Here is a 15,521-nt window from a genome sequence, read left to right as displayed (position 1 = left end):
ACATTTTTCGCAAACTAACTCCCCTTCACATGACAGACAGCAATAACAAACTATAAGGAAATCAAATGAATCCAGTTGTTATCGCAGTCGGGCTGATGCTAGTGCTCAGTCTGCTGCGGATCAATGTGGTGGTCTCGCTGGCGCTGGGTGCCATTGCGGGCGGTCTGGTGGGCGGGTTGTCGTTGACAGATACCCTCACCACCTTCAGCGGTGGCCTGGGCGGTGGCGCCGAGATTGCCCTCTCCTACGCCATGCTGGGCGCCTTTGCAGTTGCCATCTCCCGCTCCGGGATCACCGACCTGCTGGCCCGCAAGGTGATCAGCCAGTTGGGCAAGGATGCCAGCTCGACCCGCATCATGTGGGTCAAAACCCTGCTGCTCTCTTCCGTGCTGGCCGTGGCTATCTCGTCCCAGAACCTGATCCCGGTTCACATCGCTTTTATTCCCATCCTGATCCCGCCGCTGCTGCATGTGATGGCGCAGATGCAGATCGACCGTCGTCAGGTGGCCTGTGTCATCACCTTTGGCCTGACCGCCACCTATATGGTGCTGCCGGTCGGCTTTGGTGGCATCTTCCTGAATAACATTCTGGCCAAGAACCTGATCGATAACGGCGTGCCCATCACCACCAGCCAGATCCCGCTGGCGATGGCCATTCCGGTTGCCGGTATGGTACTGGGCCTGCTGATTGCGGTATTCATCAGCTATCGCAAACCGCGCCAGTACGATCTGGCCAAGATCCTGGATGCCGAGCCCGAAGCGGTCGAGCTCAACCTCACCCACATCTGGGTGGCCCTGCTGGCCATTGGCGTAGCGCTGGGGCTGCAACTGATGACCAACAGCATCGTACTGGGTGCGCTAGCCGGTTTTGTCATCTTCACCTGCGGCGGCGTCATCAAGTTTCGCGAAAGCCAGGATGCCTTCACCCAGGGGGTGCGGATGATGTCGCTGATCGGCTTCATCATGATCTCCGCCGCCGGTTTTGCCGCTGTGATGAAGGCGACCCACGGGGTCGACTCTCTGGTTCAGGTGGTCGCCTCCGGCATCGGTCAGCACAAGGGGATCGCCGCCTTCCTGATGCTGCTGGTTGGCCTGCTCATCACCATGGGGATCGGCTCCTCCTTCTCCACCGTGCCCATCATCGCTACCATCTATGTGCCGCTCTGTCTGCAGCTCGGCTTCTCACCGATGGCGATCATCGCCCTGGTCGGTACCGCAGGCGCGCTGGGGGATGCGGGTTCACCTGCATCTGATTCAACTCTGGGCCCCACCTCCGGCCTCAACGCCGATGGCCAGCATGACCATATCTGGGACAGCGTGGTGCCCACCTTTATTCACTACAACATCCCGCTGGTGATCTTCGGCTGGATTGCCGCCATGGTGCTCTGATAGCCACTCTGGCATCGAACCATGCTCTGCAAAATACGAAACAAGAAGGCGACCTTATGGTCGCCTTCTTTATAAGCACGTTCACCTAATCACTAGGACATGGTCCCGAGAGGAGAAGCTCTTTATTGGGCGACATGGATTCCCGGATCTGGATGATTGCGCACTGCTTGTTTCGCTCCTTGCTCTTATGGGATCAGTCTCTAGCCACAGATGCCATAACAGCACTCAGCACCCCCAGCGTTGTGCGCCACACCCGTTGCCACATACCACGCCGATTAATTGCTCAGCGATTGGATATCATTTTGAAAAACTGATACTTAACTAGCTACACTAGCGATTATCACCATACAGGGACGTGTAAAAAATGAGCTTGATTGGCTTGGTGCTGGCGTTGATCGCCATCCTTGGCGGCAACATGATCGAGGGGGGGCACCCCAGTGCACTGCTCGATCTGCCCGCATTCCTCATTGTGATCGGTGGCACCATAGGTGCTGCGCTGACCCAGTTCCCTTTCTCCGTCGTCGGCAGCACCATGAAGCGTTTCAAATGGCTGCTCTCCCCCCTCAAGCTCGATATGCATGAACAGGCCCAGTTGCTGGAGACCCTGGCAGGCAACGCCCGCCGCAGCGGCATGCTGGCGCTGGAAGGGATGATCGACGAGATCAAGGATCCTTTCCTGAAGAAAGGGGTGCAGATGATGGTTGATGGTTACGAAAAGACCAAGATACACGAGGTGCTGGAGAACGAGATCGAGTTCGAGCAGGAAGATCTCGAACAGACGGTCAAATTCTACGAAGCCATGGGCGGCTACTGCCCGACCATGGGGATCGTCGGCGCGGTGTTTGGCCTGATCCACGCCATGGGTCTGCTGGATGCCCCCGACAAGCTGGGCGGCGCCATCGCCGTGGCCTTTATCGCCACTATCTACGGGGTATCCGCCGCCAACCTGATCTTCTTGCCGTTCGGCAACCGTTACAAAGGGTTTGCCCACCAGATCCGCCACTACAAGGAGATGACCCTGACCGGCATTCTCTGCATCGTGGATGGCGAGTCCCAGGCACGCCTGCAAGTTACCCTCGAACCTTATCTGGGAGGTCACGGTGGCGAAAAAGAAAAAGGCTGAAGCACCGGAGAACCATGAACGCTGGCTGGTCTCCTATGCCGATTTCATGACCCTGCTGTTCGCCCTGTTTGTGGTGCTCTACTCCTTTGCCATGGCCAAACAGTCCGAAACCCGGGTGCTTATCCAGGGCTTTATCGAGTCGCTGGGTAAAATCGGCCTCATCTCCCCGCCTGCCGGCTCCCCCTTGATGCAGGGGGGCACAGGGATTCTCGAGCCAGAATCAAAAACTACGCCGAGCAGCCCGAAAGAGGAGACAGTGCTGGAGAAAGATGCCCCCATGGCGGCATCGGACCCCTTCAACGAGACCATAGGTGCCTCGGAAAAACCGAGCGCCACCGAAGCCTGGCCCCACAAGACCCAGGAGCAGGAGTGGGTGCAGGTGACCAAGCAGAAGCTGGAGCAGCAGCTAAAGGCCCAGATTGAATCGAAGGATCTGGAGGTCGAGCAGCTTGGCAGTCAGCTGGTGATCCGCATCGGCGAGAAGGCGCTGTTTCCCGCCGATTCGGCGTTCCTGCAGCCCCAGTTCATCCCGCTGGTCAACAAGATCGCCGGCATTTTGGCCAACATCCCGGGGCAGGTAGTGGTCACCGGTCATACCGACAACTCCCAGGCGCCGGTGGAGCTCTATCGCAACAACTGGGAGCTCTCGGTGCTGCGGGCCTCTTCCATCGTGCAGACCATGCTGACCAACCCCCAGCTGGATGCCAGACGAGTCATCGCTCAGGGTGTTGCCGACACCCAACCCCGCTTTGCCAATGACACCCCCGAACATCGCCAGGCGAACCGCCGGGTCGATATCACCCTCTCCCAAGGCAAGGCAGCAGAAGAGTCGCTGCAACTGCTCAAGCCCTGATCCCCCCGCTCCCGCTTCGCGCGGGAGTTTCTTTTTAAAAACAAATAAATCAATAATATCAACACCATAAGATCTTAATGATAATGATTGCCATTTATTGTCAAGTGGTCAGGCCTCTGCAATAATGCCGCCCCTCAGGCTTAAATAAAAACAATTATCATTATGAACAAACTGCTTCAGGCATGGCCGGCACTCCTGTGTGCCTCCGCTGGCGCGGCCTATCTTCCCTCTGTGGAGAAGGCTCGCAGCGACGACACCATCATTGTCACCGGGCAACGGGTACAACAGAAACTCTCCGATGTTTCCGGCTCCATCACCGTCATCACCCAGGAAGAGCTGGACCGTCAGGTCGCCAGCGAGCTGACTCATGTGTTTCGCAAGATCCCCGGTGTCTCGGTCACCGGCTCTGCCGGGCGACCGCAAAACATCAGCGTGCGCGGCATCGGTGGCAACCGTATCCTGCTGATCAAGGATGGGGTGCGCGTCAGCGACGGCTTTGGCGCCGACAACATCAATGACAAGGTGGGTCGCTTCAACTTCGATCTCGATGACATCAAGCAGATTGAGGTGGCCAAGGGGGCCGGCTCCTCCCTGCATGGCTCCGATGCCATCGGCGGCACCGTGGTGATGAATACCAAGCAGCCGGAAGATTATCTGCAACAGCAAGATAGCTATCTGGCGGCCAAAACCCTCTACGGTGGCGACAGCAACAAGAAGAAGCTCAGCATGACCGGCGCGGTGCGGGCACTGGAGAGCGAACATCTGTTGCGCCTCTCCGGCTGGCGTGGCAACGAAACCGCCAACTTTGAGGAGAACCGCATTCCGGCGGATCTGGATGGCACGAGCGCCTCCACCAGCAGCCGCCTCCCCCTCAATGCCCATCACGCTCTGCGGCTGGAGCTGGACTACTACGAGGATCACGCCAAACGCCAGATGGGCCCAAAGGCGGTGCCCCAACCCGATGGCAGCTGGGACGTGATCGGTTTTCAGGAAGATGGCGATCAGCGCACCCAGGGCGGCAAGTTCAGCTGGGAAGCCAGCGATCTGGGCATGGTCGATACCCTCAACTGGAGCCTGTTTGGCAATCAGTCCCGCAACGAGGCCAACCAGCGCCAGTTGCTGCGCAACGATGCCCTGAGCGGCTATCCCAGATATCGCAGCCAGCGCACCCTCTCCACGTTCGAGGAGCTGCGCCTTGGCAGCGAGCTGGAGTTGCAGAGCAAGCTGAGCACCGGCTCGCTAGATCACACCTTCAGCTACGGTGTGGAGCTGGAGCAGGCCAACCACGAGCGGCCGGTCAGCAATCTGACCCTGGAAGATGGCATCACCACCCAGGGACAGAAAGCCCCCTTCAGCAAGGCCGAAACCCGCCGCGATGGCATCTGGCTGAGCGATGTGATCGATCTGGGCAGCTGGCAGTTTACCCCGACCCTGCGCTTTGACCGCCAGCGCCTGCGCGCACCGGACAGCAATCTGGCCGAGAACCACAGCGACCACATCTCCCCCAGTGTGGCGGCCAGTTACCGCTTCAACGAAACATGGCGCAGCTGGCTCAGCTATGCCAACGGCTTCCGCGCCCCCGCTTACGATCAGGTGTACGGCAACATTCCTCACTACTTTGCCATGCCGCCGTTCGAGATCATTGCCAACCCCAACCTCAAGGAGGAGACCAGCCACAGCCTGGAGTGGGGATTGAATGGCCAAAGCGACAACTGGAGCGTCAAACCGGCCGTTTTCTACAACCGCTACTACAACTTCATCGACTGGCGCCAGACCGGTTTTCGCCTCGATGACGGTGTCTTCCTGCGCCAATATCGCAACGTTGCCAAAGCAGAAACCTGGGGCGCCGAGCTGGCCGCCAGCCTCTGGCTGAGCGACGAGTGGGAGCTTTCGACCAATCTGGCCTGGATGGATGGCAAGGATCACCGCGGTGAGCCGCTGCGCACCCAGACACCGCTGGAAGGCAACACCACCCTGCGCTGGCAGCAACTCGACTGGGGGGTAGAGCTCAGTGGCAACTATGCCGCCGCCATGACCAAGGTGCCCCAGTGCGCCAATGCGCAGACTGGCTACAACGGTGCCTGCCAGAGCAGCGCAGGCTGGTTCAGCCTGGATCTCACCGGCGACTGGCAGATCACCGAGGCGCTCAAGGTCAATGCCACCATCGGCAACCTGCTCGATACCCGCTACGTCCGCTATCAGGATGTGGCCGGACTCCCAGCTGGCAGCGACACCTCCCTCTACAGCCAGAGCGGCCGCTACCTGTCAGCCAGCCTTAGCTACCGTTTCGTGGGGATGTGATGAAGCATCATGCAATCATGGCGGCCCTGTTGGCCGCCCCGTTGGCGTGGGCGCAAGAGGCCCTGCCACCGCCGATCCCGTCCCAATCGCACCTGATTTCAGGCAATCCCGTACGCCAGGATCCCTACTTCTGGTTGCGGGACGAGAGCCGCAGCAACCCGGCCATTCTCGCCCTGCTCAAGCAGCAAAATCGCTGGAGCGAGCAGCAGCTCGCCGCGCAGCAGCCGCTGGAAGCAACATTGCGCGCCGAATTTGCCCGCCATCCGGCGGGGGAACCCGTGCCAGAGAACTGGCTTGTCCGCGGCGATCAGGCATGGCAGCTGCGCCCGGATGGCTCACTCTGGCAACGCCACGGTGGCAAGGTGCAGCAACGGCTTCCCGCCAGAGCGGGTGAGGGCTATTACGAAGCGGGCGGCTGGGCTCTGAGCCCGGATAACCGCACGCTGGCCATCGCCGAAGACAGGCGCGGCGATCTCGACTATCAGGTCACCCTGCTCGATCTCCAAAGCGGCAAGGCGCTGGCCAGTTTGGCGCAGCGCAGCGCCGATCTCGCCTGGTCACAAGATGGTCGCACCCTCTACACCATCGCCAACGAGCGCTACACCCTGCGCCCCTGGCAGCTGCGCGGCTGGCAGGATGGCCAGGAGCAGACTCTCTATGAGGAGCAGGATCCCGCCTGGCTGCTCAGCCTCTATCGCACCACGGATGGCCAACATCTGGTGTTGCAGGGCAACAACCACGACAGTTCGGAGCAGTACCTGCTCGACTCGGGCAAGCCGCAGCGGGTCAAACCCCGCCAGCGCGGGGTGGAATACTATCTGGACAGCCAATCCGGCTGGGTGATCAAGAGCAACCGGGAGGGGACGTTTGCCCTCTATTCAGCCAGCACGCCGCTCGGTGAGTGGCAGCGCCTCTGGCCCAGCGCCGGGGAAGATCTCGGCGATCCCGAAAAGTGGCGACTGTTTGATCGCCATCTGGTGGTGCAGTTTCGCCAGCAGGGGGAGGATTGGCTCGCCCTGCTCGATCGCAACGGCCATGAACGCCAGCGCCTGCCGCTGGCCAGTGGTGCCGGTACCGGCTGGCTGCAAGGAGAACATGACCCGGCCAGCGACCGCATTCTGGTGCGCAGTCAGGGCTTGAGTCAGCCCCCCGGCCAGCGCTGGCTGGATTTAAACAGCGGCCAGTGGATCAACGACCAGCACACCGCAGGCAATAAAGCATTGCCCTATCAGAGCGAGCGGCGCTGGATCACCTCTGCCGATGGCATCCGGGTGCCTGTCTCGCTGGTGTGGCGCAAGGATCTGGCCCCTCGCGCCGTACTGCTCTACGGCTATGGCGCCTATGGCACGCCGATGCGCCCCTACTACCAGAAAGAGCTGCTGAGCCTGCTGGATCGGGGCTTTGTCTACGCCATCGCCCATGTGCGCGGCGGCGGTATGCTGGGGCAGCAGTGGACCCGCGACGGACGGGGCATCCACAAGCAGAACGGCATCAGCGACTTTATCGCAGCCGGTCACGCCCTGCGCCACTGGTCGCCCGACTCTGCTCCTCTGCCCCTGTTTGCCATGGGGGGCAGCGCGGGGGGCACGCTGGTTGCTGCGGCCCTCAACCAGCAACCGACACTCTTTAGCGGCGCCGTGTTGCAGGTTCCCTTCGTCGATATGCTCGGCACCATGAGCGATCCGGCCCTCCCCTTGACCCGTCAGGAGTACCAGGAGTGGGGCAATCCGGCCAAGCCCGCAGAGTATCAGGCGATGCGTCGCATCAGCCCCTACGACAACCTGCACCGCGCCCCCTACCCGCCCCTGCTGGTCACTACCGCCCTGCACGACAGCCAGGTGCCCTACTGGGAGCCAGTCAAGTGGCTGGCCCGCCTGCGGGAACACAGCACGGGCTCCGGCCCCTACCTGCTGCTGACCGAACTGGAGGGAGGCCACCGCGCCGGTGGTGGCGATCGGGCTCGTGAATTTGCCTTCTTGTTGCATCTGGCGGGGATCAATCAATGACCCTGCCGCTGATTGGGAGTACCACTATGAAACCCCTGTTGCCCGCCCTCTTGCTGGGGCTGGCTGGCTTTTCCACTCAGGCCGCCGAACTGCGTTTTGTCGAACAGGACGCCCCGGCCGATACCCGCCTCTGGCTCGAACAGCAGCTCGGCGTCACCCTGAGTGATGCCCCGGCCTATCAGCGCCAAGGCAAGCTGGGCCACTATCTGCATTATAGCCAGCAGCTCAATGGCGCACCGATCGCCGGCCTGATGGCCGCCGTCAGTCTCGATGAGCAGGGTCGCCCGTGGCGCCTTTATCACAATACCCGGCTGATGCAGGCACAGGCGGCTCCATGTGATGAAGCAAGCCGCGCCGGGGTGGATGCCTATACCGCCACGCTGGATGGTACGGTGTGGAAATTCGCTGGCAGTGACGAAGCCCAGCCCTGGTACTGGCAGGATGGCGACACACTGACTGCGGCCTGGCGCCTGCTGGCGGTGGAAAGCCAGCCGGGCAACAGCAAGAGCAGCCACTGGCAACTGTTTGTCACCTGCGATGGCAGCGCCCTGCTGGGGCGCACGCTGCAAGAGGCCAACACCCGTGCCGAAGCGATCCCGTTGGCAGGGGAAGCGGCCACGGTGCAGGCCCGCATCTTTGCCCTCGACCCACGCACCCAGCTGCAAGATGGCAACCTGCTGTGGCGCCACGATCTGGTGCTGGACAACGGGGCCTACCGCACCGTCCCGCTCACGGTACAAAAGGTGGATGACACCTACCAGCTAAATGGCCCACGCGCCCGGGTCGTGGATGGCACGGCGCCGGAAACTGCCCCCTTTAGCAGCCCTGATGCCGATGGCTTCCAGCTGGATCACCAGCAGCCCGCCTTCCTCGATATCAATGGCTACTACCATCTGGATCTGGCCCAGCGCCATGTGGAATCCCTTGGCTACCCGACGCTGATGGGCGGCCCCCTGGCCATCGATACCGATGCCGGGGAGCAGGACAACTCTCTCTATGACCCCTTCCTGCGCCGGTTGGAAATTGGCCGGATAGGGGTACCCGATGCGGAAGATCCCATGGTGATCTGGCACGAGTTTGGCCATGCGGTGCAGCACCATATCCTGCCCGACATGGGAGAAGAGGGTGACTGGGGCGCCATCGGCGAGGGCTTTAGCGACTATCTGGCCGCCAGCTGGCGCCAGCGTAGTCCAGAGGCTCGCCAGTTCGAGCCTTTCATGGTCTTCAACTGGGATGCCAGGATCAGCGGCCGGACGCCCCGTCAGCTCGATGATCTGCGGGCGCGCTATCATCCGGGCTTCCTCTATCCGGCTCACCTCACCATCAACGGCAGCAACGGCGACCAGCTGTGGGGCACTCCGCTCTTCACCGCGCTGCGCCAGGCCGTTGAACAGTATGGCGAGGTAGCCCGTGACGAGTTCGATACCCTGCTGATTGAATCCCACTTCGGCCTCGGCCCGCAGGTGCGGATGCCCCAGCTGGCGCGGGTCACCGTGGATACCGCCAACCGCCTCTATCCGGATCGCAGTTATGGCAAGCTGCTGGAGCAGGCCTTCCGCCACCACGCCCTGCTGCCCACTCCCATTGCGGCCCGCCTTGCCGATGACAGCTACCTGCTGCCCGGGGAGAAAAAGAGCCTCGCCATCGAATTGACCAACCAGAGCGGCCGCCCCCTGACCGTGGCTGACGCCAACCTGCTCCCGAGCAAGGGGCTCATGGGTGACGATCACTGGCAAGGAGAGCTCAACGCCGATGGCACCGCCCGCTGGACCCTGCCGCTGGAAGCGGCGAGCAACCTGACCTGTGGCGAGGCAGTCACCTTGCCGCTGCAGTTCCAGCTCACCCTGCCCAGCCCCACCGAGCGCCAGACCCGCCTTGACCTGCAACTGCCGATCGGTGAACCGCTCTGGCAGCGGGCCATCGGCCAGGGTGGCCAGATCAAGGATGCGGTGAGCGATGAACGGCACGGCCTTTCCCGCTTCACTCTCACCCTGCCCGAGAGCAAGGCCCGCATCGACAGCGGATTCGTGGTTGCCCTCGATCTGGAGCACAGCAAGCTGGAGCAGCTGGAGATCTGGCTCACCTCCCCTTACGGTACCCGGATCAGCCTGTGGAACAAGGGTTACGCCAGCCATACCCGGCTCAAGGGGGAGTTCCCCCGTGAACTGGTACCGTTCGAATCGCTGGATAAGCTGCACGGCGAACCGCTCGCTGGCCGCTGGCTGCTGGAGATCAACGACACCAGCGCCGGTGACACCGGTCAGTTGCGCAACTGGCGTGTAGCCCAGCAAGTCGGCGCCCGCTGCGACAAGGATGAAGCCCTGCCCAACACCGGCATCATTCCCCTTGAGCAGGATGAAGGGGGTGGCGGCACGACTTCCCCCCTGCTGCTGTTGCTGGCCCTCTGGCCCCGCCTCTGGCGCCGGAGCACCCCGCGCCGTTGAATCCTGTACCACGGGGGTTACCGCCCCCGTGAACCTGTGACCGAATCAAGGAATGTGAAGTGAAACCATCCGTACTGGTTATTGCAACCCTCTCAGCCCTGCTCAGCGCCTGTGGCGGCGGGGAAGATAACGCACCACTGGCGATCCCGGACTACCGGGTCGATGTCGCTCTGCCGACTGCCGGTACCCTGTGCGCCGATCTGGATCAGAACTGGCAATGTGATCCCGCCGATCCTGCCGTCAGCGGCGAAGGAGCTGTGGCCCTGGTCAGCCGTTCGGCCAACATCGTCAACTCGCCCCTGCTTTTCGTACCGAGGAGCGGAGGCCTGCTACTGGCACATCCGGCCGCCAAAGGGGATCCACAACGGCTGCAACCGACCCTGCTCAGTACCCTGTGGCAGAGCCGCATTGCCGAAGGGGTGGCCGCCGATCGCGCACTGGCGCAGCTGCTGGCCGATCTCGCGCCGCTGCAACCGGGCAGCGATCGCGCGGCCCTCGCGGGTCTCGGCCAGTTTGATCAGGCGCTGCAGCAGGTGGCGATCAGCTTGCAACAACAGGCCCGCACACGCCTTGCCACCGCCAAGGAGACCCAGTTGCTCACCACCAGCTATCGCGCCATCAGCCTGATGCTGGCGCAATTGGCTCAGGAGTGGCAGCGCAACGGCCAGTTTGCCGAAGAGACCCAAAGCGAGCTGCTGACCCTGCTGGTGCAGCAGCAGCCACGCAACCTGCTGACCGTCACCGGCGTCACCACCTTCAGCGATGGCAACGACCCGCTGCTGGAACAGGAACCCGCCGACTATCCGGGACAAGATGCCAGCTGGAATCGCACTCGTCCCCAGCTTGCCTATCGCAAACTCGATGATCGCGGTCAGGCGCTCCCTGACAACGCGCCGAGCTGGCAGTGCGTCAAGGATCTCAATACCGGTCTGGTGTGGGAGGTCAAATCGGACGATCCCTTGAGTCCGGCCTGGAAAAGCAGACCCTTTGCCTATGAGGATGAGCAGTTCAAGGCAACCGCAGGCGAGCAGCAAGCGGCCTACCAGCATATTCATAAGAGGATCGAACAGCTCACCGCCGAAGGAGATCTGGCGGCCCTCGCCCGGGCACAGGCGCTGACCACCATGCTGACCACCCGCGCGTATCAGCAGTGGCTCAATGGCGAGCAGCGCTGCGGCATCAGCCAGTGGCGGCTGCCCACCATGGGTGAGCTGATGTCACTGATGCACTACGGCAGCCTGGCCAAGGACCCGCTGGGTCAACGCATCATCGTGGATACCCGTTACTTCCCGGATATCGCCTCCTCGGAAGATGACACCTACCATGGCTACTACTGGAGCGCCACCAGCAACACCGCCCAGCGCTTCTCCGGTGGCCCCATCAGCAAACGCACAGTCCTGCTCCTGGGAGAAGATGCGGGCACCACCTATCCCGCGCTGGTGCAGCAAGATACCTATATCGAGCTGATGCAGGTACGACTGGTCGCCACTTCCCAATAATCCGAGGAATATCATGAGCCTTTATCGCTTTTCGTTCGCCATGCTGGCACTGCTGGCCCCCCTGGCCCACGGTGCTGCCATTTGTGATGACACCATGGATCGCACCGCCCCCTCTGCCCGTTTTCTTGACCATGGCAACGGCACCGTCACGGATCAACACACCGGCCTCACCTGGATGCGCTGCAAACTGGGGCAGACATGGAGTGGCAGCAGTTGCCTGGGGGAACCGACCGTTTACTACTGGCAGCAGGGGCTGCAAGTGGCGGAGCGGATCCGCAGTGACAGCAGCCATGCTCTCTATCACTTCGGCGGTATCAGCCAGTGGCGTCTGCCCGACATCAAGGAGCTGGCGACCCTGGTCGAGCATGCCTGCTACAAGCCCTCTCTCAATGAAGCCATTTTCCCGCGCGCCATGGCAGGGGACGGTAAAGAGGTCAATGAGGGTTATGTCTATCTGATGAGCAGCACGGTAACCTCCGCCAATGGTCAGCGGGCGTATCTGGATATCACCTCGGGAGATATCGGTCTTCGCTCCATTGGCGCCTACCCGGATCAGGTCTTGCTGGTCGCCAATAAACCCTGACCACCCCACGCTCGAAACCGGAACGCGATGACAGGAGAGGCTTGAAAGCCTCTCTTTTTATTGCTCTTGCCGCCCCCCTATCTCACCCGCCATCACGCTCTTCTCCCGCCTGTGCCCCCTGCCCGCGATACCGACCTGATCCGGCTTCGCCCGCGGCATTTACCCCTTTCAGGTGATAACGAGGAGCAGCTCTCTGCGCTTTCCAGGCCTTTCTCGCCCGCCATAACCAGCAAAAAAGTGCGCTTCTTAACAAAATTTAATTACCGGTTAACCGATTAATAATTAACCCGTAAAAATGACATGTAAATCAGTGCGAAAGTGTCATAATGCGTAACATTATTGTTAAGTCGCTTGATTAATTTGGTTAGGAAAAACCTCTATGTTTGCTGATATTTCTGCTCAACATTGGGCTTTTGCCATTTATGTCATCGGTGCCATCACCATCTGTCTGGTGATGATAGGCCTCGCCGCCCTGCTGGGAGGTCGCGCCTACGGCCGCACCAAGAACAAGCCATTTGAATCTGGTGTCGACTCGGTCGGCAGTGCCCGCCTGCGTTTTTCCGCCAAGTTCTATCTGGTCGCCATGTTCTTCGTCATCTTCGACGTCGAGGCGCTCTACCTGTTTGCCTGGTCTGTCTCCGTGCGGGAGAGTGGCTGGGTCGGCTTTATTGAAGCCACCATTTTCATCGGACTGCTGCTTATCGGCCTGATCTACCTCTGGCGCATCGGCGCACTGGACTGGTCACCGCGCAAACCGCAGCTGAACAACAAAAACAGTGATTGAACCACAGACCCTTTCCTTGAGGTTGCACCATGAAGTACACCCTGACCCGGATTGACCCGGATGCACCCGTTGAGCGCTACCCCCAGGAGCAGCGCCAGACCGTCGATGACCCACTGGCGCAAGAAGCGACGCGCGGCATCATGATGGGCCGCCTCGAGGAGGTGCTGCAAGACACAGTCAACTGGGGCCGCAAAAACTCCCTCTGGCCTTACAACTTCGGCATCTCCTGCTGCTACGTGGAGATGTGTACCGCCTTCACCTCCCCCCATGATGTGGCCCGCTTCGGCGCCGAAGTTATCCGCGCTTCGCCCCGTCAGGCCGATTTCATGGTGATTGCAGGGACTCCCTTCATCAAGATGGCGCCAGTCATCCAGCGCCTGTATGAACAGCTGCTCGAACCCAAGTGGGTGATCTCCATGGGGGCCTGTGCCAACTCAGGCGGCATGTATGACATCTATTCCGTGGTGCAGGGGGTGGACAAGTTCCTGCCGGTCGACGTCTACATTCCGGGTTGCCCGCCCCGTCCCGAAGCCTTTTTGCAAGCCCTGATGCTGCTGCAGGACTCCATCGGCAAAGAACGCCGCCCCCTCTCCTGGGTGGTGGGCGATCAGGGGATCTACCGTCCCCAGATGCAGGCCGAAAAAGAGCGCAAGCGCGGCGAACGGATCAATGTGACCAACCTGCGCACGCCGGATGAGATCTGACCATGAAACTGACTCGTGATTTTCCCAGCAATTACGCCATGGCCCAGTGGCAGCCCAGCGACCACAAGGATGCCAAAGTCATTGGCGAACTGTTTGCCCACTTCGGGGCCGAGCACTTCACCGTGCAGACCACGCGCACCGGCGTGCCGGTGGTCTGGCTTCCCCGCGAACTGCTTCAGGATGTGATGGGCTTTTTGCGCAAGGTGCCCTCCCCGTTTGTGATGCTGTTTGATCTCAGCGCCACCGATGAGCGGCTGCGCAGCCATCGCGACGGTCTGCCCCAGAGCGATTTCACCGTCTTCTATCACCTCATCTCCATCGACCGTAACGCCGATGTGATGTTGAAAGTGGCGCTGGCCGAAAGTGACCTGCATCTGCCCACCATCACCAACCACTTCCCCAATGCCAACTGGTACGAGCGTGAAGTGTGGGATCTGATGGGCATCACCTTCGATGGCCACCCCCATCTGACCCGCATCATGATGCCCAAGAGCTGGCAGGGTCACCCGCTGCGCAAGGATTACCCGGCGCGCGCCACCGAATTCGATCCCTTCATGCTCGATGCCGCCAAACAGGACATGGAGCAGGAGAACCTGCTGTTCAAACCGGAAGAGTGGGGCCTGGCCCGCGGCAACGAGAATGAGGACTACATGTTCCTCAACCTCGGCCCCAACCACCCCTCTGCCCACGGTGCCTTCCGGTTGGTGTTGCAGCTCGATGGCGAGGAGATCCGCAACTGCGTGCCTGATATCGGCTATCACCATCGTGGTGCCGAGAAGATGGGCGAGCGCCAATCCTGGCACAGCTACATCCCCTATACCGACCGGGTCGAGTATCTGGGCGGGGTGATGAACAACCTCCCCTATGTGCTGGCGGTCGAGAAGCTGGCCGGTATCAAGGTGCCACAGCGGGTCGACATGATCCGGGTGATGATGGCGGAGCTGTTTCGCATCCAGAGCCACCTCTTGTTCCTCGGGACCTATATCCAGGACGTGGGGGCCATGACCCCGGTCTTCTTCACCTTCACCGATCGGCAGAAGATCTACACCATCATCGAAGCGATCACCGGTGCCCGCATGCACCCGGCCTGGTTCCGCATCGGCGGTGTGGCCCACGACCTGCCGAAGGGATGGCAACGGCTGGTGCAGGACAACCTGCTGAGCTGGCTGCCCAAGCGGCTGATGGATTACGAAAAAGCGGCGATGCGCAACAGCATACTGCGGGGTCGAACCATAGGGGTATCGGCCTACACCACCGAGCAGGCGTTGTCCTGGGGTACCACGGGGGCCGGATTGCGCGCCACCGGCCTCAACTTCGACGTACGCAAATGGCGTCCCTACTCCGGTTACGATCAGTTCGACTTTGAAGTGCCGGTCGGCAGCAATGGCGATGCCTACGACAGAGCCACCGTGCGGATCGAGGAGATCCGCCAGAGCATGTCGATCATCGAGCAGTGCATGAAAAACATGCCGGAGGGTCCCTTCAAGGCGGATCACCCCCTCACCACGCCGCCGCCCAAAGAGCGCACGCTGCAACACATCGAGACCCTGATCAACCACTTCCTGCAAGTGTCGTGGGGCCCGGTGATGCCCGCAGCCGAGTCGTTCCAGATGATTGAGGCGACCAAGGGGATCAACAGTTATTACCTGACCAGCGACGGCTCCACCATGAGCTACCGGACCCGGATCCGCACCCCGAGCTTTGCTCACCTGCAGCAGATCCCCTCGGTGATCAAGGGCAGCATGGTGTCGGACCTCATCGTCTATCTGGGCAGTATCGATTTTGTTATGTCGGATGTGGACCGTTAAGTGATCCGCCCTCCCGGTCATGGCCGGG

11 protein-coding genes are annotated in these 15,521 nt (G+C 61.1%); all 11 read left to right on the top strand.

The genetic code is table 11. From position 1 onward, the window contains the following. Window positions 1-65: 65 nt before the first annotated feature. The 11 genes from G5287_RS14010 (at window position 66) to nuoC (ending at window position 15,493) form a co-directional block, all read left to right on the top strand. A complete protein-coding gene (locus G5287_RS14010; protein WP_005344933.1) occupies window positions 66-1,388 on the top strand; it encodes a Na+/H+ antiporter family protein in 1,323 nt (440 codons plus the stop codon). A gap of 364 nt (window positions 1,389-1,752) precedes the next feature. Next, window positions 1,753-2,511 (top strand): flagellar motor protein, encoded by a 759-nt coding sequence (locus tag G5287_RS14005; protein ID WP_040067282.1) that lies wholly within the window; start codon window positions 1,753-1,755, stop codon window positions 2,509-2,511. Beyond that, window positions 2,489-3,364 carry a flagellar motor protein MotB gene (locus G5287_RS14000; RefSeq protein WP_005351126.1) on the top strand — a complete coding sequence of 292 codons (876 nt, stop codon included), beginning with the start codon at window positions 2,489-2,491 and terminating at the stop codon, window positions 3,362-3,364. The genes G5287_RS14005 and G5287_RS14000 overlap by 23 nt, the downstream gene beginning before the upstream one ends. A gap of 162 nt (window positions 3,365-3,526) precedes the next feature. After that, entirely contained in the window at window positions 3,527-5,665 is a 2,139-nt protein-coding gene (locus G5287_RS13995; protein WP_421231461.1) for a TonB-dependent hemoglobin/transferrin/lactoferrin family receptor, read from the top strand. Then, on the top strand, window positions 5,665-7,671 hold the full coding sequence (locus G5287_RS13990; RefSeq protein WP_421231460.1) for a prolyl oligopeptidase family serine peptidase: 2,007 nt from the start codon (window positions 5,665-5,667) through the stop codon (window positions 7,669-7,671). Before G5287_RS13995 ends, G5287_RS13990 begins: the two co-directional genes overlap by 1 nt. Further along, window positions 7,668-10,115 carry a proprotein convertase P-domain-containing protein gene (locus G5287_RS13985; RefSeq protein WP_421231459.1) on the top strand — a complete coding sequence of 816 codons (2,448 nt, stop codon included), beginning with the start codon at window positions 7,668-7,670 and terminating at the stop codon, window positions 10,113-10,115. Before G5287_RS13990 ends, G5287_RS13985 begins: the two co-directional genes overlap by 4 nt. A 59-nt stretch (window positions 10,116-10,174) precedes the next feature. Then, on the top strand, window positions 10,175-11,614 hold the full coding sequence (locus G5287_RS13980) for a DUF1566 domain-containing protein (RefSeq protein WP_421231458.1): 1,440 nt from the start codon (window positions 10,175-10,177) through the stop codon (window positions 11,612-11,614). 13 nt (window positions 11,615-11,627) lie between these two features. Further along, complete coding sequence (locus tag G5287_RS13975; RefSeq protein ID WP_216978575.1) at window positions 11,628-12,197, top strand: DUF1566 domain-containing protein; 570 nt, start codon at window positions 11,628-11,630, stop codon at window positions 12,195-12,197. A 379-nt stretch (window positions 12,198-12,576) separates the two neighbouring features. Then, entirely contained in the window at window positions 12,577-12,981 is a 405-nt protein-coding gene (locus tag G5287_RS13970) for an NADH-quinone oxidoreductase subunit A (RefSeq protein WP_005344919.1), read from the top strand. Window positions 12,982-13,010: 29 nt separating this feature from the next. Then, window positions 13,011-13,685, top strand: a complete 675-nt coding sequence (locus G5287_RS13965; RefSeq protein WP_005344917.1) for a NuoB/complex I 20 kDa subunit family protein — start codon at window positions 13,011-13,013, stop codon at window positions 13,683-13,685. Window positions 13,686-13,687: 2 nt separating this feature from the next. Further along, complete coding sequence (nuoC, locus tag G5287_RS13960) at window positions 13,688-15,493, top strand: NADH-quinone oxidoreductase subunit C/D (RefSeq protein ID WP_206901672.1); 1,806 nt, start codon at window positions 13,688-13,690, stop codon at window positions 15,491-15,493. The last annotated feature ends 28 nt before the right edge of the window (window positions 15,494-15,521 follow it).

This window comes from Aeromonas sp. 603079 (assembly GCF_049172135.1).
Taxonomy (GTDB): Bacteria; Pseudomonadota; Gammaproteobacteria; order Enterobacterales; family Aeromonadaceae; genus Aeromonas; species Aeromonas veronii.
The sequence above is the reverse complement of the archived record's forward strand: the minus strand, read 5'-3'. Positions and strand labels throughout refer to the sequence as shown.

Coding starts and splice junctions, on each gene's coding strand:
- G5287_RS14010 (WP_005344933.1), top strand. CDS start 66: ATGAATCCAGTTGTTATCGCAGTCGGGCTGATGCTAGTGCTCAGTCTG.
- G5287_RS14005 (WP_040067282.1), top strand. CDS start 1,753: ATGAGCTTGATTGGCTTGGTGCTGGCGTTGATCGCCATCCTTGGCGGC.
- G5287_RS13995 (WP_421231461.1), top strand. CDS start 3,527: ATGAACAAACTGCTTCAGGCATGGCCGGCACTCCTGTGTGCCTCCGCT.
- G5287_RS13990 (WP_421231460.1), top strand. CDS start 5,665: ATGAAGCATCATGCAATCATGGCGGCCCTGTTGGCCGCCCCGTTGGCG.
- G5287_RS13985 (WP_421231459.1), top strand. CDS start 7,668: ATGACCCTGCCGCTGATTGGGAGTACCACTATGAAACCCCTGTTGCCC.
- G5287_RS13975 (WP_216978575.1), top strand. CDS start 11,628: ATGAGCCTTTATCGCTTTTCGTTCGCCATGCTGGCACTGCTGGCCCCC.
- G5287_RS13970 (WP_005344919.1), top strand. CDS start 12,577: ATGTTTGCTGATATTTCTGCTCAACATTGGGCTTTTGCCATTTATGTC.
- G5287_RS13965 (WP_005344917.1), top strand. CDS start 13,011: ATGAAGTACACCCTGACCCGGATTGACCCGGATGCACCCGTTGAGCGC.
- nuoC (WP_206901672.1), top strand. CDS start 13,688: ATGAAACTGACTCGTGATTTTCCCAGCAATTACGCCATGGCCCAGTGG.